The following is a 23,338-nucleotide window of genomic DNA, read 5'->3' as shown; positions in this document are numbered from 1 at the left end:
TGAATGTGAAGATCAAGCTTTAAGCCTGATCTTCATCGCAAAATTTTAAAAATGCTTTAAGGCCCGGACCTTGATATTTTTGGCGGTGCACTAGCATATAAAGAGGGCGGGTAAGTTGCCAAAATGGAGTATCTAAAATAACAAGTTGACCTTTTTCACTTAAAGGTTCAATCGCTAACTTTGAAATACAAGACATTCCTAAACCGCCAGCCACTATTTTTAAGATCGCTTCGTTATGTCCAAGCGTCAAACGAATATTTGCATCTGGTAAATCTTGCAAAATTGCATTATCAAAGACTTCACGAGTACCTGAACCTTCTTCACGTAATATCCATTCTACGTCATGAAAATCTTGAGGCGTAAGTGGGCGATTTAAACGTGTTAACGGGTGGTCAGGTGAGCAGCACACTGCTAGCTCATCGTCACGCCAGTGAATACATTGGAGTTGAGGTAAGTGACAAGACCCTTCAATTAAAGCTAAATCAAGCTGAAACTGATTTACAGCTTCAATCATTTGGCGTGTGTTACCAACTTGAAGTTGTAAATGCGCTTGTGGATGACGTTGTAAGAAGTTAGCCATTAAATCTGGCATTAGATAATCACTGATGGTTAAAGTAGCCCCGATACGAAGGTCAATACTCTGTAACTCACCCTTGGCTGCTTGTTCAAAGGCTTCACAGCGGCCTAAAATTTCTAATGCTTGGGGAAGCAGAAAACGTCCAAGATCATTTAGCTGCAAGCGCTTACCTAAACGATCAAATAAAGGAGCACCTAAGCCGTCTTCTAAATCGGCTAAAGCCATACTTGCTGCACTTTGCGTCAGTCTGACCGCATCACTGGCTTTAGTAACGGTTCCTTCTTGGGCGACTGCTACAAAAACAGCCAACTGGCGTAATGTCATCCGCATGTTTAAAAAGCCTTAACGTTTAAAAGTATTCATTATTTCGGCTGTCATGCTAACATGAGCGCACTATTTCATGCCACGTTGAAATCATGTCAATTGAAAAATTTAGCGTAGAAAAAGTTTTATCTGTTCATCGTTGGACCCCAACACTTTTCAGTTTTACCATGACGCGTCCTTCGCATTTTAAATTTACGGCAGGGCAATTTGCGCGTATTGGTTTAAAGGTAGGAGATGAGCTGGTTGTCCGTGCGTATTCGGTGGTGTCTTCTCCGTTTGATGAAACGCTAGAGTTTTTCTCAATTGTAGTACCAGACGGTGCCTTCACTTCGAATCTACAGCATTTGAAAGTCGGTGATGAGCTTTATTTGGAAAAAATTCCATATGGTTACCTGACGTTGGCACGCTATCAACAGCCTTTACCGCATGATCTGTGGTTACTGGCAACAGGTACAGGCTTGGCTCCATTTTTGTCGATGCTACAAGACTTTGAAACTTGGTCTAATTACCAGAAAATTAACTTGGTCTACAGTGTTCGTACTGCGGCTGAGCTGGCTTATGTTGACCGTATTCAAGAGATTGCTGAAACTTTTGGGGAAGGACATAGCGGTTTTAAATTTATTCCTATTATTACCCGAGATCCATCTGCACCGTTACATGAACGCTTACCCGTGTTAATCGAAAATGGTGAGCTAGAAAAAGTAGCAGGCTTAGAACTCAGCCCAGCATCAAGTCATGTCATGCTTTGTGGAAACCCACAAATGGTTGATGATACGAAAGAGGCTCTAAAATGCCGTGGTCTTACAATGAATCGTCGTGGTGAAGGAAATATTGCGGTAGAAAATTACTGGTAAAACAAACAGGAAGTAAAATATTTTAAGAAAATTTTTTATGGATATGTTTATTAATGGACAAACATATCCATAAACTCACGGATCTCTGCAATCGCACTGTCGACATCTGTTGAAAGCCATGTTGGTTCAAATAATCCCGCATAGTGTTCAAGGCGGTCTTGAGGAACAACTAGGCGAACAGGACAATCTTCTTCGAGTAAACGCCACGGTAAAATTGGAACTTCATTGTCCAGAAATACATTGATATTACGAATATCAACAATCATCGCATTAATGCATTCAGGAAATGGCATGACCGAGAACTCTTCGGTACGGCGGCGGAAATATTCAAGATCCCCCCATTTGAGTTCATAACTTGGCTTATTAAATTCAATAATACCAATGAGATGGTCATCTCTTGTCTGATGCAAATAACATTGATGTGTGACGTCAGTGTCGAGATCAAGAGTTACGCTTTGCTGACGATACATCATAAAATTGAGTAGCTTTAAAACAAGGGGGCTTATTATAGCCTATTTTATAAAAAGTAAGGGCTAAAACATATTGTATTACAAATCGGAATTTAGCGCAGATTCTGAATATTGGGAGGTTAGATTCTAAAACGTTATAATTAAAGTGGCTAAATTTTATACTAAATTAATATTTTTAAAAGTAGAGTTTTGCAACTGTAGACACCTTCTCATAATGCTTTTTCACACAATGCAACAAATCAAATTGTTATGATGAATATAAAGTTAATGATAATAGAAGAGGGGAAAGAAGATGCATGATTTTTCAAAACCGCCTCATGTGACGAGTCCGGAAGAGACTGCAAAAAAAAGAAGATTGCCAGTTTATATTTTAATTATTGTTGGGCTTTTTCTTCTCGCACTTGTGGTTTATATGGTTGCTGATCACAGCAAAACGCCAAAAGAGGAAGCCGCTTTTCAACATGAGACCATACCACAAGTCATTAGTGGTACTTCTGATTTGAAGACCTATGAAGGGTAATAAGCTAACCAGTATATCGTGATAAAAAGCCTTTAGGATGTGACCTGAAGGCTTTTTTTGCAATCTTTTGCATCAATTTGTTGTATTTATGCAGAAGGTTGTTGATTGAAAAATATTCAAAACATAAGGTGACATAGACCGCATTTATCGTCATTTTTTACAACGAACTGGTGTTTTTCATTTAGTGATAACACTGAAAAGAACATAACAATTGAGGACATAACAATATGAATGAATTTTTTAATGGGCCTCGCGGCGCTCAGTTTGATGCGATGTATTACTGGGATCAGTTTCATCCTATTTTAGCTGCAATTGTCATCTTACTAGTAGGCTGGATCATCGCTTTATTGGTGGCGGCAGGTGTAAAAAAACTTCTGCAAAAAGTAAATACCAATGCGAAATTATCTTCAGCGACTGGACGTACACCCAATATAGAAGGTCTGATCTCCAAAGTCGTATTCTGGTTTATTCTGATTCTCGCCGTTGTTGCTGCTTTAAATGTGCTCAACATTAGTGGAGTGAGCGGTCCATTTAGCAACATGGTTAATCAGGTACTCGTCTATATACCAAATATCATTGCTGCTGTAGTGGTGGGCTTTATTGGCTGGATCGTTGCTCGACTGGTGCGGGCGGGGGTGACCAATGTTTTATCCCGAACTCAACTTGATGATAAGTTAAGCAGCGAAGTGGGTGTAGGGGGAATTAGCCAGAATATTGGTGAAATTCTTTATTGGCTTGTATTGTTACTTTTCCTTCCGATTGTTCTTTCAATCTTAGGATTAACAGGCTTACTGATTCCAGTTCAAAATATGGTAAATGATGCTGTAGCATTCTTACCAAATATCTTTATTGCTGGCGTTATCGTTTTTGTTGGTTATATCTTGGCAAAAATTGTACGCGGTATTGTTGAAGGATTAATTAATAGCTTAGGTGTGCAATCTCAAGCGGAAAAAATTGGTCTTTTCAAAAATTCAAATGTAGGCAAATTCTTAGGTTCATTTGTTTTTGCCATCATCATTATTACGACATTGATTGTAGCATTTGAAGCTTTAGGTATTGAGACTATTTCTCAGCCAGCAACAGCAATGCTCAATGAAATTTTACAAGCTATTCCAAACATTATTGCTGCTGGTTTAATTTTACTGGTTGCTTATATTGTTTCACGTTTTGTTGGTCGCTTGGTTGCTGAGTTAATTGCAGGAACTGGTGTTGATGAAATTCCTGCAAAATTAGATGTACAACGCTTTTTAGGTCAAACTAAAGTTTCTAATGCCGTTGGTTGGCTAATCGTGTTCTTTACCATGTTGTTTGCAGTTTCTGAAGCTGCTGACCGTCTTGGTTTCGATCAGATTAGTGGTCTAATCGCAATGTTTATCCATTTCGGTGCAAACATTCTATTGGGCGCTGTAATCTTGGTGATTGGTTTCTGGCTTGCAAATGTTGTGGCGAACGTTGTTCAACGCGGTGAATATAATAGTTCGCGTTGGTTAGGTAGTTTGGTTCGTGTCTTGATTATTGGTTTAGTCCTTGCACTTGGTTTAAGAGCGATGGGTATTGCCGATTCGATCGTAAACCTTGCGTTCGGCTTAACGCTAGGCGCAGTTGCAGTTGCTTTTGCTCTTGCATTTGGTTTGGGTGGTCGTCAACCAGCAGAAAGACTTTTATCTGATTTACTGGATAAAGCTAAGAAAGAGGCAAATCAACCAAATCCTTTATATCAACCGCCTACTACTAATAATACAACAGGTAGTTCGTCTACGGCTTCAACTCCGTCAACGACTACAACTGCACCATCAACAACAGTTTCATCTGATGCAAAACCAGCTGATTCTGCACAAGTAAATCCATCACAACCACCAGTAAATAAACCGTTTGGTTCTACTGGCGAAAATGATGAAATTTAGTAGGTGTAACTAATTTTCAGATAAACAGTACAAAAAATCTTTGATTTTTGTGATAAGTTCGACCACTCTATATTGAGTGGTCGTTCTGTCTTTGACAGCTATAAAAACAAATAAGTGAGGAAAATACGATGAAAAAACCTGGTCGTTTTTTAGCACCTGTTGTAATTGCTGGGATTACCGTTGGTTTTTTAGCAAGTGCTTATAAATTTGTATTTAGCAAATCTGAATCATCAAAACAGACAACAAGCCATAAGCATGATTCTGAAAAATCATCCAATGATTCAAAAGCATCAAATTAGCTTATTCATCATTTAAACATATTGTGCTGCTGCATAAGCCGAAGACCAAGCCCATTGGAAGTTATAGCCTCCTAAGTGGCCAGTCACATCAAGTACTTCTCCAATAAAGTATAGTCCTTTCTGCTTTTTGCTTTCGAGTGTTTTAGATGAAACTTCAGTTGTATCAATTCCACCTAAGGTAACTTCAGCAGTACGATATCCTTCTGTGCCTGATGGTTTAACAGTAAAACCATGTAGCTGCTCGGCAATATGATCTAGCTGTGCATCACTGATATTACCAATTGGTGTCTCGCTCTGCTCTGACCATATAAGTTGTTGTAACTCTTGTACGATACTTTTTGCCGTAAATTCGTTCAGAAGAGTACGCAGTAAAACTTTAGGTTGGGCTTTCTTTTTATCTTTTAAATAAGTTGCTAAATCTTGGCTCGGGAAAAAGTCGATTTTAAAACTTTCACCTGTATTCCAATAGTTTGAAAGCTGTAAAGAACTTGGACCACTCAAACCACGATGCGTAAATAATAATGCTTCAGTAAAGCTATTCTTTGAGTTAGTTAGAGTCACATCTAAAGCATTACCACTTAGGCGTGTAGTGACTTCTTTAATATGATCTGAAAAAGTAAATGGTACTAAACCAGCACGGGTTGGGAAAACTGTATGTCCAAATTTTTGTGCCAATTCATAGCCAAAACCAGAGCCACCTAAAGTTGGGATGGATAATCCGCCTGTAGCCACCACTAATGATTCACAGCTAAAACGGCCCTGATTTGTGTGTACTGAAAAACCACCTTGTTCTAATGGATCGACTTGTCCAACCTCACAATGGGTCTGGATTTCGACATTGTTTGTTTTATTACACTCACTTACCAACATCTCTAAAATTTCTTTAGCGCCGTTTAACGTAAATAATTGCCCGTGTTTACGTTCTTCATAGGCAATTCCATAATCACAGACCAGACCAATAAAGTCCCAGTTGCTATAGCGTGATAGGGCAGAAATAACAAAGTGCGGATTATGAGAAATATAGTTTTCAGGTTCTACATAGAGGTTGGTAAAGTTACATTTCCCACCGCCTGACATTAAAATCTTTTTACCAATTTTATTGGCTTTTTCTAAAATTAAGACCGAACGTCCCCGTTTAGCAGCATGTGCAGCCAACATGAGTCCAGAAGCACCTGCACCTAAGACAATGACATCGACATGACTGTTAGACATAAGAAGTTCTCGATTAGTCGTGAAAATTAAAAAGGGGCATATACTATCATGCCAGCACTTACTCATGCTAAGGACATTTATACAGGTAAGGGATAAGGCCTTCTAAAAGCGGGTGAGTCATGTGTGAGGTTTATTTCTAATATCAGCTTGTAAACCACCGGAATGAATTGCCAAAATACGAGTATTCTCTGGAAAATAATTGTTTTTTATAAGTTCAAACAGACCAAACATCATTTTTCCGGTATAGATCGGTTCAAGGGGGACCGTATATTGCTCTTCAAAATTTTCAATAAATGCGAATAGTTCAGGTGAGGTTTTCGCATAACCGCCCCAGCAGTATACATCTGTCAAAGACCAATTTTGTTTTTTAGTCCATTGCCTAATCTCTTGTTGTAAGAAATCACCTTTTAAAGCCGAAAATCCTAAGACTTTCTGATGTGCTGCACTTCTTTCAATCAGACCTGAAATCGTTCCGCCAGTTCCGACTGCACAGCAAATCACATCATATTGCTCTAAATCATATTGGCTGAGGATTTCCTGACAACCTTGAACTGCCAGTTCATTGGAACCACCTTCGGGAATGATATAGGTCTGCGGAAATTGTTGCTGTAATTGTTGAAGGTAATTTGCATCATCTCGTAAGCGATATTCATGGCGAGAGATAAAATGTAGCTGCATTCCTAAACTTTGAGCTTTTGCCAAGGTGGGATTAAGTGGTTTACTAGCTAACTCTTCACCACGAATAATTCCTATACTTTTTAAACCAAAAAGATGAGCTGCATAAGCTGTTGCAGCAATATGATTTGAGTAAGCCCCACCAAAAGTCAAAATGCTTGATAAACCTTGTTCTTTTGAAGCAAGCAAATTGTATTTTAATTTGAAAAACTTATTACCCGAAATTTGAGGATGAACTAAATCTAAACGTTTAATGTCGAGATGAACAGGGAAGGATAGTTCAATGTGCTGATAGGAGATAGGTTGGGCAATGTGATCAAACATTAGAAATTGAGAAAAATAATGATTGATCACATTGTAGCTTTTTTAAAGAGGTTTTTAAAAAGCTGATTAAGAGCTTGTGTCGACAGAAGTAATCACTGACATACCAGGGCGTAAGTGTTCTATTCCTTCCTGATTTGGGTCAATGGTAATACGCACGGCAATTCGTTGAACGACTTTGGTAAAGTTTCCTGTCGCATTATCCGGTTTTAGTACACTGAACTCGGAACCCGCGGCTGGAGAGATTTGTTCAACATGACCTGTAAATTTTTTATGTTTCATTGCATCGACTGTAAACCACGCTTTTTGTCCAATTCGCATGTTGGCAATTTGGGTTTCTTTAAAGTTGGCAATCACCCAAGTTTGCTGTGGAATCAGATAGAGTAACTGTGATCCTGCGGCCACATATTGCCCAACGCGAGGGTTTACTTCACCAAGTTGTCCATCCATTGGAGCAACAATAACACTATAGTCTTTGGTGGTTTGTGCTTGATCTAACTGTGCTTTAGCACTGGAAACTTGTGCTTCTAAGCCAGCTTCTGCGACTTGAGCTGTTTTAAGTGCTTCTTTGGCAACTAGAACATTAGCCTCTGCCTGTTTAAGTGCTGCAAGATTATTCTCGGCATCAGCAGCGGCTTTATCTTGCTCAGATTTAGAAGCTGCTCCACTATTCCCTAGCTGTTGATAGCGTCTAAGCTGTGCTAAAGAAAGTTCATATTGAGCCTTAACTTGTTCTACTTTAGCCTGCGCAGCCACAATATCCGCTTGTTTTTGAGCAATTGACTGAGTTTGATTGGCTAAAGTATTTTTGGCCTGTTCTACCCCCGAAGCCGCTTGTGCTACTTTTTGGTCATAAGTGGTGGCATCAATATGCATTAATACTTGACCCTTTTTAACATGGTCAAAGTCTTTCACTAATACATCTTTAACGTAGCCATTAATTTGCGACGATAAAATGGTAGTTTTACCTTTGACATAACTATTGTCAGTTTGCTGCACACTCGTGGCAAAAGGCCCAATTCTCCATGCCCACAAAATTACTAAAATACCGATAATAAGCACACCCAACATCCATAATAGGGTTGAGCGTTTTGTCGGAATCAGTTTACTTGCAGGTGCAGGTGCAGGTGCAGGTGCAGGTGTTGGCTCATTATTAGATGTTTGAGCAGGGGTTTGTTCCGGTTTATTTTGATCATCTGACATATATCAATCTCAATTTCTATTTCATCAATAACAAAAGCCGTTAAGGGCGGCTAATTCCTCTGCGTTGTAGGTATTTACTACGTGCAATATTAAATCCGCCCCATAAGAGTAAGGCGACGGCAAAAATACCGTTTAATGCAATCACATCATTGTAGGCACGGACCTGAGCTTCACGAGTAACCACTTGATTAAGTGAGCGTATAGACTGAGCTGTTTGTAATGCGGGGTCATTTGTTGTGATGGCTGCACTACGTTGATAGGTAGAAAGCCTTTGAGCAACTAATGGGTCGGCTTGTTCCAAATCTTTAATAATCTCGACTTGATAGTTTTGTGTACGATGTTGTTGATAGGTCGAGAAAAAAGATGAGCCAACAAGGCCACCAAATGTTTGGGTTGCAGAGAATAAGACAATAAAAGTCACTACATACGAAGGACCTTTAGCCAAAGTTTGTGCAAATCCAATTAGAAGTAAAGGACCGATAAACAGGCCGCCGGCAAAGCCTACTAAAAACTGGCTTGCAAAGAAGTTTGAAGGCCGTACATCGCTCGTAAGGTGATAATCTAATCCACAGGCAATGAGAATCAAAAACTCTGCAAAAAGTAAGTGAAAAATAATTCGTTCACGCGAGAAAGTAAGCGCACTAAATAGAGTTCCGCTTAAAATCCCCACCAATATGACCACATAGAGTGGAACAAATTGGTCTGGACCCATTCCCATAGTTTTTAGGAAGTTAACGGCTGCATAGCTTTGTTCTGACATTAAAAGACGAATGGCAAAAGCACCAAAGATAAAGCGTAGGGTTGAGGAGGCGCCTAACCAACGTGTCATAATTAATGGATTGGCACGATAATGTTCATAGAGCAAACCTAAAACAACTAAGCTAAAACCTGCAATTAATACATAAGCAAGCCATTCACTGTTAAACCACCATAAGATTGGGCCTTGTGTCAGCACAATACATAGACATGCAAAACCTGGCGCCAGTAAAGCAAAGGTGAAGAAATCCTGTTTTTCGAAAACATAGATTCGTAAGCTACGTGGTAATTTCAACGAAACCACCATCGCTAAACAACAAAGTGCTAAGCCGAGTTCAAAGGTGTAAAGAACAGACCAACTATCTGTGCTCACAAGAAAAGGAGAAATAATCCAGGCGAGGGGTACACCTAACTGCTGAAAGCCAAAGGCAATATATATACCTTTTGCCATGTCGGCTTTTTTAAAAGCTTGCATGGTGTAATACATACCTAAAGAGCTGAGTGGTGCACCAGCTAAACCTGCTACAACCCGAGCGAACAAGGCCATTTCATAGGTATGCACAAAAATGTGCAAAACCAGCACGGCAATAAAAATAACAAGTCCTATTTCTGAAAAGACTCTCAGACCATATTGTTGCCTAGCTTTAAACAAAATCAGATTCGAACTGACATTGGCCATTACATAAGCAGCAGGAAGCCAAGCGGCTTCAGAAGGCGTCAGGCCATACTCACCTTGTATTAAGGGTAAATTTGCCGTAATGAAACCATTACTTAAGCTTGCTGAAATAGCGACAAACAGACCAATAAAAAAATAAAGAAATCGCTTAGGTACAGAATGCGCAATCGCTGCCGGTGAACCAGGTAAAGTCGGCTGTTCTTCTGGTGTCCAGTCAGGTGGCGTTTCTAAATAACGAGGCGTTTTACTCATTCTATCCCTCGAATTTTTTGTACTTGAATACCATGAAATAGTAATTCAATTGCTCGTTTTGCTAAGCGGGTTTGTTCTTCAGGTTCATGTCCTTGAAATGAAGAACCCAACATTGCTGTGACCATTGCATAGTCATCAGCAGTTAGATCAGCTCGGCACAGTTTTTGTTCTATTGCATTTTCAATCAGTGGCTTAAGTGCATTATTCCGCCGTTCATAAATTTTTAGCATAATTGGATCTTGTCGATCAATCACTCTCCAAAAATCTTGCAAAATTGCGAGTTTGGGAAGTTGTGCAATATGTCCTTCAATTAAACGAAATAAACCATCTTCGAATTGTTGAAAATGAGCAGCTTTTTGCTCTAGCTGTGTAATTGCACGCTCTAAAAGGGCACTAATTAAAGCCTTTCGGTCACAAAAGTTGCGGTAGAACGTCGCTCTACCTACACCTGCATGGTCAATAACGACTTGTAGAGGGACATTAATACCATGAATACGAAAGCATTCCTCGGCTGCATTGAGTAATTCATCCCGATTATGGGCTGCAATTTTTTGACGTTTACTCATGTCACTGATTTGGGAGGTTTAAAGATGATATATTTAACGGACATTTTTGTCCGTTGTGAATAGCTAAATTGTAAAAACATGAAAATTCAATTTTTATAATTTATCTCTATTCCATTTTTATATGTGTCAAAAAAAGCTGCTAGAATATCGCGCAATTGCATGATGCTAGGTCAATACAATGTTTGAGTCCCTTATTCCTCTTTTTTCAATTGCGATGGCATTGATGCTTGGAGCAATAAGTCCTGGGCCAAGCTTTATTTATGTGGCGCAAAATTCAATATCTAAATCACGTAAACATGGCTTGTTTACGGCATTAGGGACGGGCACGGGTGCAGCTCTTTTTGGCTTTTTAGCAGTTATGGGGTTACAGGCAGTTTTATTGGCAGTGCCTTCAGCTTATCTAATTTTAAAAATTGGTGGAGGGCTGTATTTGCTTTGGCTTGCTTTTAAAATTATTAAACATGCCAAAGAACCAATTGCCATGGAAAATGATGCCAAATCGAAAATGACTTATAAACAAGCCTACCGATATGGTTTGATTACTCAGTTAAGTAATCCGAAAATTGCTGTTGTACTAGCGAGTGTTTTTACTGCTTTACTGCCAAAAGAAATTCCAAATTATTACTACGTCGCATTACCGCTCATTTGTTTTATGATTGATGCAGGTTGGTACTCGTGTGTAGCAATGCTTTTATCTTCAGAGAAGCCTCGAAAAATGTATTTAAAAGCAAAAACGGGTGTTGACCGAGTGGCTGGAAGCATTGTTAGTGTATTGGGCTTAAAGTTAATCTTCTTCAAATGATAAATCTTTAATTAAAATATCTAAAAAATATAAAGCCAACTCTTTGTAGTCTGGCTTTATTTTTGCGCAAAATATATACAAATTGAAATATCTTTTTTAGCACTTAAATATTTAAAAAGTGGTAACTTAATTAATAAAACAAAAAGAAATGAGGATCACGTTATGAAAAAACTAATGGTGAGCATTTCGGTTGTTTTTTTCATCTTAACTACAGGATGTGAGATGAGAACAACAAGTAAACAGCAACCTTCAAATGAACGGGCGATGAGTATTGCTGGTTCTCCGGTTTATGAAAAAGACTACAAAATTCCCGATTTACAAGCCAATAATCATGAGCAATCTAATTATTAATTGATGGATAGAATGTCTCACATATAGCACTTTAAATGTACTCAGTGTAGATAAGCCTGCTTATTTTAAAAAGTAGGTTAGAAATAAAAAAGCTCCCAATGTAGGGAGCTTTTTTTATATGTAGGCGGATTAAGAAACTTTATCGCCAGGTTTTGCACCGCTATCTGGTGAAATAATGAAAATGCCTTCACCATTTCCGGCAGCAAGTACCATACCGTTTGAAATACCAAAACGCATTTTACGTGGTGCAAGGTTAGCCACCATAACGACCAATTTTCCTTTTAGGTCTTCTGGCGCATATTGACTACGAATACCACTAAATACATTACGTGGTTCAGCTTCACCTACATCTAACGTCAATTGAAGCAATTTATCTGAACCCTCAACTGTACCTGCCTCAACGACCTGAGCAACACGTAAGTCAACTTTTAAGAAATCTTCAATACCGATAATTTCAGCTTCACCAACTGCTGGAGTAGGGGCTGCTTTTTTCTCGGCAGATTTCTCTTTTTTCGCTGCTTTAGTCGCTTGTGGAGCAGGAGCACCTAAAGACTCTTTAGAAGCATCAACCATGGCTGCAACAGCTTTTGGATCAACACGCTGCATAAGAGGTTGGAACTGTGCAATCTCATGGCTTACAAGAATTTGTTTACGTGACTCGAAATCGAAGCTTTCAAGTTTTAAGAAATCTTGAACTTGCTGAGCTAAAGTTGGCAGTACTGGAGCTAAGTATACTGCTAATTGACGGAATAAGTTGATACCCACAGAGCAGACGTCAAGAACTTGTTGCTCTTGACCTTCTTGTTTAGCAAGTGCCCAAGGCTTTTTCTCATCAATATATTGGTTTGCACGGTCAGCAAGCGCCATAATTTCACGGATCGCCGTAGAGAATTCACGCGCTTCATATGCAGCAGCAATTGAATCACCAGCATCAATAAAGCTTTGTACTAAGTCAGATTCAGCACATGTACTTGATAGCGTATTGTTAAAGCTGCTGTTAATAAACTTAGCACAGCGACTAGCAATATTAACCACTTTACCGACTAAATCTGAATTTACTTTTTGAACAAAGTCATCAAGGTTCAAGTCAGAGTCTTCAACTTTATCTGAAAGTTTAGAAGCAAAGTAATAGCGTAAATATTCTGGGTTTAGATGTTGTAAGTACGTCTCGGCTTTAATGAAAGTACCGCGAGACTTAGACATTTTTTGTCCATTTACAGTCAAGAAACCATTTACGAACAAGCCCGTTGGGGTGCGATAGTTCGCGCCTTCAAGCATCGCAGGCCAGAATAAAGCATGGAAGTAAACAATGTCTTTACCAATAAAGTGGTAAACCTCATTTTGACTATCTTTCTTCCAGAAATCATCAAAGTTTAAGTCTGGGCGCTTAGTTTTGATGTAGTTTTCAAAACTAGACATATAACCGATTGGGGCATCTACCCACACATAGAAATATTTATTTGGCGCATCCGGAATTTCAAAACCAAAATAAGGAGCATCACGAGAAATATCCCAGTCTGCTAAACCTGCTTCAAACCATTCATCTAACTTGTTCGCAATTGAAAGAGGTAAGCGACCTTCATCGCGGGTCCATTTTTGCAAATATTCAGCAAAGTTTGGGAGCTTGAAGAAATAGTGATCTGATGATTTTTCAACTGGTGTTGCACCACTTAAAGTCGAACGCGGATTGAGTAACTCAGTCGCATTATAAGTTGTACCACACACTTCACATGAGTCGCCGTATTGATCTTCGGACTTACATTTTGGGCAAGTACCCTTAATGAAACGGTCAGACAAGAACATACCTTTTTCCGGATCAAATAATTGAGTTACAGGTCGAACTGCAATATTTCCGGCTTCACGGTTTTTAATATAGATATCTGTTGAACGAGCTTTGTTTGCATCACTATGAGTTGAATCATAATGATCGAAATGTACGCCAAACCCGTCAAAATCACGGATGTGTTCTTTTTGAACATTCGCGATTTGCTCTTCTGGGCTAATACCATTTGCTTCGGCACGTAGCATAATTGCTGTACCGTGAGCATCATCCGCACATACATAAGTCACGTCATGACCCATTGCCCGCATGGCACGAACCCAGATGTCTGCCTGGATATAACCGAGTAAATGACCCATATGAATTGGACCATTGGCATAAGGGAGGGCATTGGTGACTAAAATTTTACGCACGGATCTCATTCTCTCATTCGTATTTATAAGGTGGAAGATTTTAACTGATGCAGGGAGATAAGCAAAGATTAATAATCTTTGACTAAATATAAGAGGTATCTATAAAAATGGACTTAAAGCCAGAAGTTATTTCTCTTTAGAACAGATAAACAAATCAAAAAATATTTGAACCTTCCTGTATTGTCTTTGTTTCAAATTGCAGTTACGGTCAGAAAATAAGCCATAACGATGTATAACTAATAACTTATTCAGGTAATTTTTTTAATTAACGATGAGGATAACAACGATGACTACTGAAAATAAATTAGATGAATTAAAGGCAAAAGCGGCTGATGCAAAAGTACAAGGTGAAAAAGCTTTGGACGATTTAAAAGAAAATGTAAAAGAGAAACAAACTGCGGGTAAAGAAGCAGTTGCAGATAAAGTAGATGAGCTAAAGACCAAAGCGGCCGATGCAAAAGTACAAGGTGAAAAAGCCTTGGAAGATTTAAAGGAAAATGTAAAAGAAAAACAAGCTGCTGCAAAAGAGGCAGTTGAAGATAAAGCTAGTGATTTGAAAGGCAAACTTGATGATGCTCAGCATAGTCTGCAAGATAAGTTTGACCATTTACGTACTGAAGCAGCGCATAAACTTGATGATGCTAAAGCCAAAGCTGCAGAATTAAAGGAAGAGGCGGCTACAAAATTTGATGAGTTAAAAACTCAAGCAACTGCAAAATTTGATGAGTTGAAGAAAACTGCTACCGAAAAACTCAATAAATTGAAAAATCATGATTCTGCTGAATAAGCTGATTTAAACTAAAATCCGTACTCCTTACCTAAAAGATGAGATCTGAAGTTAGTAATTATTCATCCCAAGGTGAGCGAGTGCGGAGCAATACTGTTACACTATCTCCATTAAGCTGTAATGATCTGTTTTTGGAGTAAACAATATGTCTTGGCTTTCTTCATTAAAATCCGTTTTTTCACCCGCACAAGAAGTGAAAGAAGAGGAAATCCAAACCGTACTCCAAAATTATTTATTGCCAGATTCAAAAGATGCTTTAAAAGAGCGCATTAGTCAGCTTCAAGTGCAAGGTCGTGTTTTACAACTCACCATTAATACTTTCCCAGACGAAAAAGAATACTTGCAGCAAATTCATGATGATTTAGCTGGTGCTTTGCAAAAGTGCGGTATTGAAGAACTTAATTTACATGTAGTTCAACAAAAGCGCCCTACACAAGAAAGCTCTGGTCAAGGTTGTTCATCTAAAGCACCGAAAGAGACTTCGAATTTACCTCCTGTGCTTGATGCCTCACCTAAGTCTGAACCGGATCCAAATAACCCACCAATTCAGAAAGCAGCGCCGCAACAAAGAGATGTGCCACTTCATCCTCGAATCAAGAATGTTATTTTAGTTTCATCAGGTAAAGGGGGGGTTGGTAAATCGACAACTACGGTCAATTTAGCGCTTGCCTTACAAAAAATGGGACTTAAGGTTGGGGTATTAGATGCTGATATCTATGGACCAAGTATCCCGACCATGCTAGGTAATGCTGGTAAAACTCCCCTGATTGAAAGTGAAAATTTTGTGCCTTTAGATGCTTACGGTATGGCAGTACTTTCTATTGGACATCTAACTGGCGATAACAACACACCTGTTGCATGGCGTGGGCCGAAGGCTACAGGCGCTCTAATGCAATTATTTAATCAAACGCTTTGGCCAGATTTAGATGTACTCATGATTGATATGCCACCGGGTACTGGTGATATTCAACTCACGCTTGCACAGCGTATACCAGTGACTGGCTCAATCATTGTGACGACCCCACAAAATGTTGCTTTGCTTGATGCGACTAAAGGAATCGAGTTGTTTAATAAAGTTGGTATTCCATTATTAGGTGTCGTTGAGAACATGTCGACCCACATTTGTTCAAACTGTGGGCATGAAGAGCAAATTTTTGGTATCGGTGGTGGTGATAAGCTTTCCGAGCAATATCATATTCCATTGCTAGGTCGTTTGCCTTTAAATGCTCAAATACGTGAGCATGCTGATCAAGGTAAACCGAGTGTGATTGCAATGGATGATGCAGCTGATAGTTATATCGATATTGCGAAAGCGGTGTGGCAACAGATTGAGAGAGTTCCTCAGCGTGCACGAGATGATAAACGAATCTTTTGATTCATCTGACCCGACTTTAAGTCGGGTTTTTTATTGGCTGGTTAAAAGAAAAATTTAAATTACTGAATCTAAATAACAAAGCTAAACTTGAAATTGGCATGCAGATTGCTACTTTACGCTTCTTTTTCAAAGAAACAGGTGGAAAATGCAATTTAAGTATAGTTTGGGCGTAATCAGTTTATGTAGCGCTTTATTTTTAGTTGGATGTAATGATGACAACTCATCAGTTTCACAAACACCAACTGTACAGGAACAAAAACAGAAGTTACAGCCGATTATTATTCAGGGGGCTTTACCCGTAGAGTCGGAAAGAATGGCTTCAAAGTTAGAAAATAAAACTGTTGAAACAGTAGGTGGCTGGACCTTTTGGAAAGGAACCTACAATGGCTATCCAATGATTATTTCTAAAACACGTATGGGGATGAGTAACTCTGCTGCCGCGACTGCTTTGGCAATTGAACGTTATAAACCGATTGCCATTATTAACCAGGGAACAGCAGGGGGGCACGATCCTGATCTCCATGTTTATGATATTGTTTTAGGAAAATATGCAACCAATATTGGTGCGTTTAGAACGCCTAAACAGCCATTAGGTGGCGGTTCAAACTCACTTACATGGGTTGAGGCTTTTGATGTTTTACCAACAGATGAATCTGACCCTGAGCCTATTGCAATTCGCAAATTTGAAGGTGACCAAGAGCTATTAATGGCGGCACATAAAGTACGTTATGATAAAGGTGAAGTGGTTGAAGGAACGATTGGCTCGGCAGATGTGTGGAATAATGAACTTGACCGAATTCAATTTTTCCATGAGCGTTATGGTACCTCAGTTGAAGAAATGGAAGCGGCTTCTGTTGCACAAATTGCAAGCCAGTTTAATGTTCCGTTTTTAGGAATTCGAATTTTATCTAATAATATTACCAATAATGGAGCTTATGACCCTGGTACAGGAGAAGCTTGCCAAGACTACGTGCTTAACGTAGCTGAAGAATATATGAAATCTAAACTACCAAAATAACAATTTAATTTTAGGCAAGAAGATGAATTCTTATAGAGCGTCTTCTTGTTTTTTATGACCTGATCTATTTTTCCAGTTTCGAATGACCATCCAACGCCAGAAAACCTCAGTCACTATATATAGTATGGTTGCAAATACAAACGCTTCGACAATGAGACCTGATATTAAAATTTTAGCGAGGCTCAAATCGATATGACCATGGCCAAAATGCGTAATCCAACGTGAAATCTGGTGAAGCACCCCTAAAAGCATTTTCTTATTTATCATATGTACATGATAAATATGGGCACCAAACCAGAAACCAATATATAAAATAGGCGCTAATGTAAGAGGATTGCTGAGCCAAGCAAGCATTAAGCTAATAGGTAAATTAACTTCAAACAGTAAAACTGCCATAACAATAAATACACTATGAAAGGGTATAGGCAGTAAACCGAAAAAAGTCCCTACAAAAATGGCGCGAGTAATAGATTTACGGTTGACATACCAAAGCACAGGATTAAGGGTTTTTTGCCCGAAAATCCTTAAAAATTTCATATTTGAAACTTTCTCTGGAGAAGGAAGCCAAGATTGAAAAAATTGCTTTGCCATAATCATAGGATAGTAGAGCCTAGAGGCTCATATAAACACAAAGAAACAATATATTAATTGAAACTTATTAAAAGCTTAAAAATTAAACTTACTGCGGTAATAATTTATTATAGGTCTTTTTAATGTAAAAATAGATTTAAAATAAAAATACTTATATTACTTAAATACAATGTGGTACGTAAAACGCTGTGACTGACTCTATAGTTTTTTAGCTTAGAATTAATAAAATTTTAATAAATTATTGTTTATAAATAATTTTTAAATTTTATTTCTTAAGATGTTAAAAAATTGTCTTACAATTAGATTTTGCCTTCTAGAATAATATCTATTAATCTGAGATGACTACATTGTGAGGTCATTCAATGATTTCATGGCTTTTTATTGGCTTGGTTGCCACTATTTTACTTACTCCTGGCCCAACAAATACTTTACTTGCATCATCAGGAGTACAAGTAGGCCTCAAAAAATCTGCTAAATTAATTCCGGCAGAAGTTCTAGGGTATGTGATTTCGATTTCAGCTTGGGGAATGTTAATCGGGAAAGTTTCTGCAACGCTTCCTTTATTACCTCCTATACTTAAATTGCTCAGTGCTTGTTATATTATTTTTTTAGCAATTAAATTATGGCACACGGCAAATCAACAGCTTGAACTAGATCAGCCAACTATTCGCCCACGTGAATTATTTTGTGCAACTTTACTAAATCCTAAGGCATTACTTTTTGCTTCAGCGATTTTCCCTGTTGCAGCGTGGACTAATTTTCATATTTATCTCATTCATATGCTGGCTTATTTAGCTTTAATTACCCCGATTGCCTTATTCTGGATTTTTTTAGGGTCAGTCTTGGCTGCAAATAAAGTACGTTGGTTAAATCAATCAAATTTACAAAGAACAGCTTCGTTGGTTTTAGTTAGTTTCTCAATTCCAATTAGCTATTCTGCTTTATTAAATCTTTAAAAATTTATTCCGGGCTATTCTTGGCGATAAGAGTAGCCGCTATTGTTTTCATAATTGCTTTTTTACGTTAAAGTACGTCGCAATCAATGAAATTACCTTTTGGATAGAAAATACATGGCTATTAAGTCTGATCGTTGGATTCGCGAGATGAGCGAAAAACACGGCATGATTGAACCTTATGCAGAGAATCAAGTCCGTTTTGATAAGAATGGCGAAAAATTGATTTCCTACGGGGTCTCTAGCTATGGTTATGACGTACGCTGTGCCCGCGAATTTAAAGTTTTCACTAACGTACATTCTGCAATTGTTGATCCAAAAAATTTCGATGAAAAAAGTTTTATCGATATTGAGTCTGACGTTTGTATTATTCCGCCTAACTCATTTGCTCTAGCGCGTACAATTGAATATTTCCGTATTCCACGTAATGTTTTGACTGTGTGCCTTGGTAAATCAACTTATGCACGTTGCGGTATTATTGTAAATGTCACTCCTTTAGAGCCAGAATGGGAAGGGCACGTTACTTTAGAATTTTCTAATACCACGAACTTGCCTGCGCGTATTTATGCGGGTGAAGGTGTAGCACAAATGCTATTTTTCGAAAGTGATGAAGTATGCGAAACCTCTTATAAAGATCGTGGTGGTAAATACCAAGGCCAAACTGGGGTTACACTTCCTAAGACATAAGTTGTTAAAAATAGATGAGCTTTAAAAATGGGTCACTTTAAGTGGCCTATTTTTTATATATACCTTAAAAAGTGACGTTTATCGGAATATTAATAAGGTACGTTTTCTTTTGTAAAAAATGATATAAAATGATCAAGAATTGATTTTTTTCTTTGATGTGGATCACACAAATTAAAAAGAAGCGAAATCGTAAATATCGGTATTTTTCTTATGTATTTAGTTTAAGAGTACATTAAAGAAAAAGAAGCCAAATAAAAAGAAATTAGATTATGCCCCCAAGGATACGGAGGTCGGTCATGCGACAGTTTACGTCTCTTCAGGTTGCGATATTAGCACTCGGAAGTTTATGCTTTTCTACAGCCTATGCTGATTCTACTTTAGTTCCAATGTCAGATGCTGAGCTATCAGCTACTCGTGGTCAGGCATTAATGAGTATGTCTTATATCGCGCCTAATGATTCGGCAAATCTGGAAAAATTGCGTGATAGTAGTAGTAATGTAGGATTTTATAAATTAGGTTTAGAGGCCGAGTTAGAAATTAATGCCAATATTCGTAAGCTCCAACTAGGTTGTGGTGGGGTAAATGGTGCAGGCGGCTGTGATATAGATTTTGATAATGTTAGTTTAAGTGGTGTAGCAGATACACGCGAGGGCCGCGTAGCAAGCGATGCGAAGCTGACAAATCCTTTTCTTGAATTTGCCATAAAGAATCCAAATAGTGCTTCGACTCGTGAAGTAGCTGGTATTCGCTTGAGTGCTGAAGCGGTTGAGGGGCTTTTAACTATTGGTACAGAAAACTCAGCCACACCAAATGGTATTAATAGTTTAAGTGGTTATATGGTAGTAGCGCCGCAAGTAGGTGAGGCGACTGTTGATGCTGCACGCATCACGCAAACGGGTAGCCCTGCTTGTGGTGTATATCCATCTCCTGCGGGTTGTGGTGTTAATCAAGCAATTACAGGTAAAGCTAGAGGCGAGATTGCATTAGGAGCTGGATTCAATCTTGATTTCCAGACCAAGTCCTATGATATAACATTGACTCCTACACAAAAAGCACAGTTATCATTACCACAATCAGTTGTATCCGGACAACGGATGAGCAGTGTAAATTTATTAGCCTCTGCTATAGTTAATGGTATTGATTTGTCGGGTACACTGGCAGCAGATGTCGATATCCTTGGGGGAATTACGTTAAATGGTAATCTTCGTGGGACCATTAATAATTTGCCGGTAACAGTACCATTGTTAGAAAATTTAGGTTATATCCATAAAATTAATTTGAGTGGTAGCCCATTATCATTATCGATGCAGGGACAGGATATACGTTGGCCTGGAACAGTATCAACAGCAATGCGTGGTTGGTGGCTAGGGTTATCAAATCCAATCGATATTGGTCGAATTGACCCGACTAATAGTGTAGTTATTAAAACAGATACTATTAGAGATGCACTTACTGAGGTGAGTAAAGAATTAACCCAGAATCCATTAAATTGTGGTTTCTTGGCTGTCAATTGTATTGGTGGTGATTTTAATGTTGGGACAAGGGATTTATCAAATGCAAGACCAGCATTATTAGAATTACAGAATTTACAATTAGCTAATCAGTCTTTTGCTCCAAACTGCTATGGAAGTTTAAAGTTTTGCTAAGTATGAATGTGTAGTTTTAAATTTTGCATTCATCGGAAAAGTAAGTTTTTAAGCTCTTTTTTTTGCATTTGTGCAAATATTGCGCATAATGGAAATGTGGAAGGGTTGGCAATATCTATTTAGATTTGCCTTCTAGTCTAGGGTGAAAAGGAAAAGTTCACCTAGCATCAAGGATTGTTAAAGAAAAATAAATATGGTGCGCGGCATCGTATAAACAGGAAGGTCAAGATGACTACACTTAATTATACGGTAAGGTTTCAAAAAACCGTTCTGGCAAGTTTAATTGGCTTTTGTATAAGCCAGCCAAGTTTTGCTCTTGAAGAACTTTCTGATGCAGGTTTAAGTGAAACTACTGGTGAAGGTATCGCTATTTTGCCTCAAAATACTTATATGGTATTTCGTGGAGCTGGAGCGAATGAAACCACCAACCAAATTTTAACCGATCGCACTAAAGATACGGGTTATATCAATTATGTACCTGTTGGTCCATTAAGTATGACTTCGGCAGACACCAATAAAAACGGTACGATTGATTCGGGTGACCGTGCAGTGGGTAAAGCTGATATTTATCTTTATGGTCTTGCTTTATCCAAATCTGATAATAATACCAATACACGTATAGCTCCCACTGAGGCAGCAGCAGCAATATCAAGCTGGGGTACAGCTGTTAACCCGTGGATATTTAAAGTTGCAACTGAAAACTTAGTACCGAACTTCAGTACAACAAACTGTACTGGAGCTACTGATCCAACTTGTCAGGTGACGTATTTAGCATTAGAAGCTCCTTTATATGAGATGGGGACTAAAGATGCTGCAGGTCTGGATGCATATAAGCTTAAATTAGGCTTATGGTCAGATATTTTTGTTCGTAATCCTAATAAAATAAATGGAGCAGCAGATCAATTTAACTATGGTGACTCTAATGGTTTAATTGGTACAAGTACTGATGCGAGCCGTGCGAATCGTTTACGTTTGCAAGGTATTTGGAATAATTTTAGTTTAAACGGTAGTCGTCTACAGGTATTTCAAACTTTAGGTGGGGCGACGACTAGTGGGGGCATGAGTCCTTTTTATAATAATACATTGGGGATTGCCGGAGTTATACGTTTGAATAGCGGAGACAGCAAGGATGTTAAGGCTATTACTACAAGTTCTCTAACCGAGGGATCTACTACTTCTCCGTGGACTCTTATTCATGCGGGTGCTAATTCGACATTAAGTACAAGCACAACAGGTGATTGTAATAATGGAGGAACAGGAAGTTTTGGTACCTCAGCGGGATGCCGTTATTATGTAGAAAAACGTACACGTACAGATAGTAAAACCGCCACAAAAACGTGGGATGCCTCAGGCTTATCGAATGCTGGAGTTTTACGTTTGAGTACACGTGAAACGAGCGATACTGGAAATCTTATTACACCTGCAATTAATGGTGGTGTAGCACCGACTTTTGATGCTAATGAGGGAGTTTACCTTTATAACCCAAATATTAATCTTGTATTAGGTACTTTATACCAGCCTCTGGTGCTAGGTTCTGATGGTAAAAACTTTAGTTTAGAAATTGCCCGTATTGCGAATAAGCCAGAAATTTATAAACAAATTTATACTGACTATAGCGGTGCAGATACCTCTTACAAAGGCTCAACTTGTAATGTTTATCAATGTGGTAGCCAATTAACTTTAGGTGGTAAAAATTACCAAGGCTATAATGCAACACACAGTAGTATTTCTATTGGTACTGCCTATAGCGAGGATGGTGGAAAAACTCTAAGAGCTTCAACCGATGAAGGAGCAGTGGGTATTTCGTTTGGTAAGTTAAATTCAGGTACGATTTCACAAACAACTTATTCAAACCAGATGACTGAAGTACATTATAAACAACGTGGAGTAAATACTCAGACGTGGGTTCAGTCTTATAGTTGTACTCTATTTATTTGTGGCGCTGGTACAACAGGATATCTATATCAGTGGGAATATAATAATGGTTCTACACCTTGGGCAATTTTAGCCCCAACAACAAAGCCTGCAGATGCTACATGTTCTCCAACTATTGGTTGTAGTAGTACTTCTGGAACTACACCTATGTATGGTTCCATTGCAAACCGTGTTTGGGCGAACTCATCAGCTGTTTGGTTAACGGCAGCAAATAACGAAGTAAATAATTTAATTGGTGCCAATAATGGAATGACAGGTACAACTTTCCCAACATTAAATCAGGCGCCTACACCTGTTATAAACTCTAGTCCAATAAATAACATGGGTTCAGCTGTTATTGATGGTGTTTTAATTCAGCATTTAAAACTGACAACTAAAGGTCTCTAAGGGG

General features: G+C 38.5%; 22 protein-coding genes. 13 read left to right on the top strand and 9 right to left on the bottom strand.

The window, feature by feature from the left end:
- Positions 1-19: 19 nt before the first annotated feature.
- Complete coding sequence (gene gigC / locus R5R67_RS08395; RefSeq protein WP_001242992.1) at positions 20-907, bottom strand: LysR family transcriptional regulator GigC; 888 nt, start codon at positions 905-907, stop codon at positions 20-22.
- Positions 908-993: 86 nt separating this feature from the next.
- Between gigC and R5R67_RS08390 the strand changes: the two genes are divergently transcribed.
- Complete coding sequence (locus R5R67_RS08390; RefSeq protein WP_000021172.1) at positions 994-1,755, top strand: ferredoxin--NADP reductase; 762 nt, start codon at positions 994-996, stop codon at positions 1,753-1,755.
- 50 nt (positions 1,756-1,805) lie between these two features.
- Here the strand turns inward: R5R67_RS08390 and R5R67_RS08385 are convergent, their stop codons facing one another.
- On the bottom strand, positions 1,806-2,225 hold the full coding sequence (locus R5R67_RS08385; RefSeq protein ID WP_002000170.1) for a hypothetical protein: 420 nt from the start codon (positions 2,223-2,225) through the stop codon (positions 1,806-1,808).
- A 292-nt stretch (positions 2,226-2,517) separates the two neighbouring features.
- Here R5R67_RS08385 and R5R67_RS08380 point away from each other — a divergent pair, with 292 nt between their 5' ends.
- The 3 genes from R5R67_RS08380 to R5R67_RS08370 all read left to right on the top strand — a co-directional run bounded on the left by R5R67_RS08380 (position 2,518) and on the right by R5R67_RS08370 (position 4,948).
- Positions 2,518-2,745: a hypothetical protein gene (locus tag R5R67_RS08380; RefSeq protein WP_000543705.1), complete on the top strand. Its 228-nt coding sequence runs from the start codon at positions 2,518-2,520 to the stop codon at positions 2,743-2,745.
- A 227-nt stretch (positions 2,746-2,972) separates the two neighbouring features.
- Positions 2,973-4,649: a mechanosensitive ion channel gene (locus R5R67_RS08375; RefSeq protein WP_001001666.1), complete on the top strand. Its 1,677-nt coding sequence runs from the start codon at positions 2,973-2,975 to the stop codon at positions 4,647-4,649.
- A gap of 128 nt (positions 4,650-4,777) precedes the next feature.
- Complete coding sequence (locus R5R67_RS08370) at positions 4,778-4,948, top strand: hypothetical protein (RefSeq protein ID WP_000742883.1); 171 nt, start codon at positions 4,778-4,780, stop codon at positions 4,946-4,948.
- A 12-nt stretch (positions 4,949-4,960) separates the two neighbouring features.
- Here R5R67_RS08370 and R5R67_RS08365 read toward each other — a convergent pair whose 3' ends face one another.
- From R5R67_RS08365 to R5R67_RS08345, 5 genes are all read right to left on the bottom strand, one after another.
- The gene (locus R5R67_RS08365; protein ID WP_000071505.1) at positions 4,961-6,160 is read right to left on the bottom strand and encodes an NAD(P)/FAD-dependent oxidoreductase; all 1,200 of its coding nucleotides are present in this window, start codon (positions 6,158-6,160) and stop codon (positions 4,961-4,963) included.
- A gap of 117 nt (positions 6,161-6,277) precedes the next feature.
- The gene (locus R5R67_RS08360; protein WP_000459518.1) at positions 6,278-7,159 is read right to left on the bottom strand and encodes a 1-aminocyclopropane-1-carboxylate deaminase/D-cysteine desulfhydrase; all 882 of its coding nucleotides are present in this window, start codon (positions 7,157-7,159) and stop codon (positions 6,278-6,280) included.
- 66 nt (positions 7,160-7,225) lie between these two features.
- Positions 7,226-8,359 carry an HlyD family secretion protein gene (locus R5R67_RS08355; RefSeq protein WP_001278635.1) on the bottom strand — a complete coding sequence of 378 codons (1,134 nt, stop codon included), beginning with the start codon at positions 8,357-8,359 and terminating at the stop codon, positions 7,226-7,228.
- Positions 8,360-8,399: 40 nt separating this feature from the next.
- Positions 8,400-10,043 carry an MFS transporter gene (locus R5R67_RS08350; RefSeq protein WP_000047788.1) on the bottom strand — a complete coding sequence of 548 codons (1,644 nt, stop codon included), beginning with the start codon at positions 10,041-10,043 and terminating at the stop codon, positions 8,400-8,402.
- The gene (locus R5R67_RS08345; RefSeq protein WP_000044601.1) at positions 10,040-10,609 is read right to left on the bottom strand and encodes a TetR/AcrR family transcriptional regulator; all 570 of its coding nucleotides are present in this window, start codon (positions 10,607-10,609) and stop codon (positions 10,040-10,042) included. The genes R5R67_RS08350 and R5R67_RS08345 overlap by 4 nt, the downstream gene beginning before the upstream one ends.
- A gap of 178 nt (positions 10,610-10,787) precedes the next feature.
- On the opposite strand from R5R67_RS08345, the gene R5R67_RS08340 reads away from it, so the two are divergent.
- Both R5R67_RS08340 and R5R67_RS08335 read left to right on the top strand, forming a co-directional pair.
- Positions 10,788-11,411, top strand: coding sequence for a LysE family translocator (locus tag R5R67_RS08340; protein ID WP_000463103.1), 624 nt, complete (start codon positions 10,788-10,790; stop codon positions 11,409-11,411).
- 162 nt (positions 11,412-11,573) lie between these two features.
- Complete coding sequence (locus R5R67_RS08335; RefSeq protein WP_000735804.1) at positions 11,574-11,762, top strand: NF038215 family lipoprotein; 189 nt, start codon at positions 11,574-11,576, stop codon at positions 11,760-11,762.
- A 129-nt stretch (positions 11,763-11,891) separates the two neighbouring features.
- On the opposite strand, the gene metG is transcribed toward R5R67_RS08335, so the two are convergent.
- The gene (metG, locus tag R5R67_RS08330; RefSeq protein ID WP_001226772.1) at positions 11,892-13,955 is read right to left on the bottom strand and encodes a methionine--tRNA ligase; all 2,064 of its coding nucleotides are present in this window, start codon (positions 13,953-13,955) and stop codon (positions 11,892-11,894) included.
- A gap of 286 nt (positions 13,956-14,241) precedes the next feature.
- Between metG and R5R67_RS08325 the strand changes: the two genes are divergently transcribed.
- From R5R67_RS08325 to R5R67_RS08315, 3 genes are all read left to right on the top strand, one after another.
- Entirely contained in the window at positions 14,242-14,742 is a 501-nt protein-coding gene (locus tag R5R67_RS08325) for a hypothetical protein (RefSeq protein ID WP_000206127.1), read from the top strand.
- Between the two features lie 145 nt (positions 14,743-14,887).
- Positions 14,888-16,117, top strand: coding sequence for an iron-sulfur cluster carrier protein ApbC (gene apbC / locus R5R67_RS08320; protein WP_318754805.1), 1,230 nt, complete (start codon positions 14,888-14,890; stop codon positions 16,115-16,117).
- Between the two features lie 145 nt (positions 16,118-16,262).
- The gene (locus R5R67_RS08315; RefSeq protein WP_001159889.1) at positions 16,263-17,135 is read left to right on the top strand and encodes a 5'-methylthioadenosine/S-adenosylhomocysteine nucleosidase; all 873 of its coding nucleotides are present in this window, start codon (positions 16,263-16,265) and stop codon (positions 17,133-17,135) included.
- A 30-nt stretch (positions 17,136-17,165) separates the two neighbouring features.
- On the opposite strand, the gene R5R67_RS08310 is transcribed toward R5R67_RS08315, so the two are convergent.
- Positions 17,166-17,732: a DUF2062 domain-containing protein gene (locus R5R67_RS08310; protein ID WP_002040505.1), complete on the bottom strand. Its 567-nt coding sequence runs from the start codon at positions 17,730-17,732 to the stop codon at positions 17,166-17,168.
- Positions 17,733-18,088: 356 nt separating this feature from the next.
- Here R5R67_RS08310 and R5R67_RS08305 point away from each other — a divergent pair, with 356 nt between their 5' ends.
- The 4 genes from R5R67_RS08305 to R5R67_RS08290 all read left to right on the top strand — a co-directional run bounded on the left by R5R67_RS08305 (position 18,089) and on the right by R5R67_RS08290 (position 23,334).
- Positions 18,089-18,682 (top strand): LysE family translocator, encoded by a 594-nt coding sequence (locus tag R5R67_RS08305; RefSeq protein ID WP_000626777.1) that lies wholly within the window; start codon positions 18,089-18,091, stop codon positions 18,680-18,682.
- Between the two features lie 114 nt (positions 18,683-18,796).
- Positions 18,797-19,366 (top strand): dCTP deaminase, encoded by a 570-nt coding sequence (dcd, locus tag R5R67_RS08300; RefSeq protein WP_000985728.1) that lies wholly within the window; start codon positions 18,797-18,799, stop codon positions 19,364-19,366.
- A 296-nt stretch (positions 19,367-19,662) separates the two neighbouring features.
- On the top strand, positions 19,663-21,012 hold the full coding sequence (locus R5R67_RS08295) for a hypothetical protein (protein ID WP_318754804.1): 1,350 nt from the start codon (positions 19,663-19,665) through the stop codon (positions 21,010-21,012).
- Positions 21,013-21,240: 228 nt separating this feature from the next.
- A complete protein-coding gene (locus tag R5R67_RS08290; RefSeq protein WP_000209696.1) occupies positions 21,241-23,334 on the top strand; it encodes a hypothetical protein in 2,094 nt (697 codons plus the stop codon).
- The last annotated feature ends 4 nt before the right edge of the window (positions 23,335-23,338 follow it).

The sequence above is a fragment of the Acinetobacter sp. OYA S30 genome (assembly GCF_033599315.1).
Taxonomy (GTDB): domain Bacteria; phylum Pseudomonadota; class Gammaproteobacteria; order Pseudomonadales; family Moraxellaceae; genus Acinetobacter; species Acinetobacter baumannii.
Note: the sequence above shows the minus strand (reverse complement) of the source record. Positions and strands in the feature narration are given on the sequence as shown.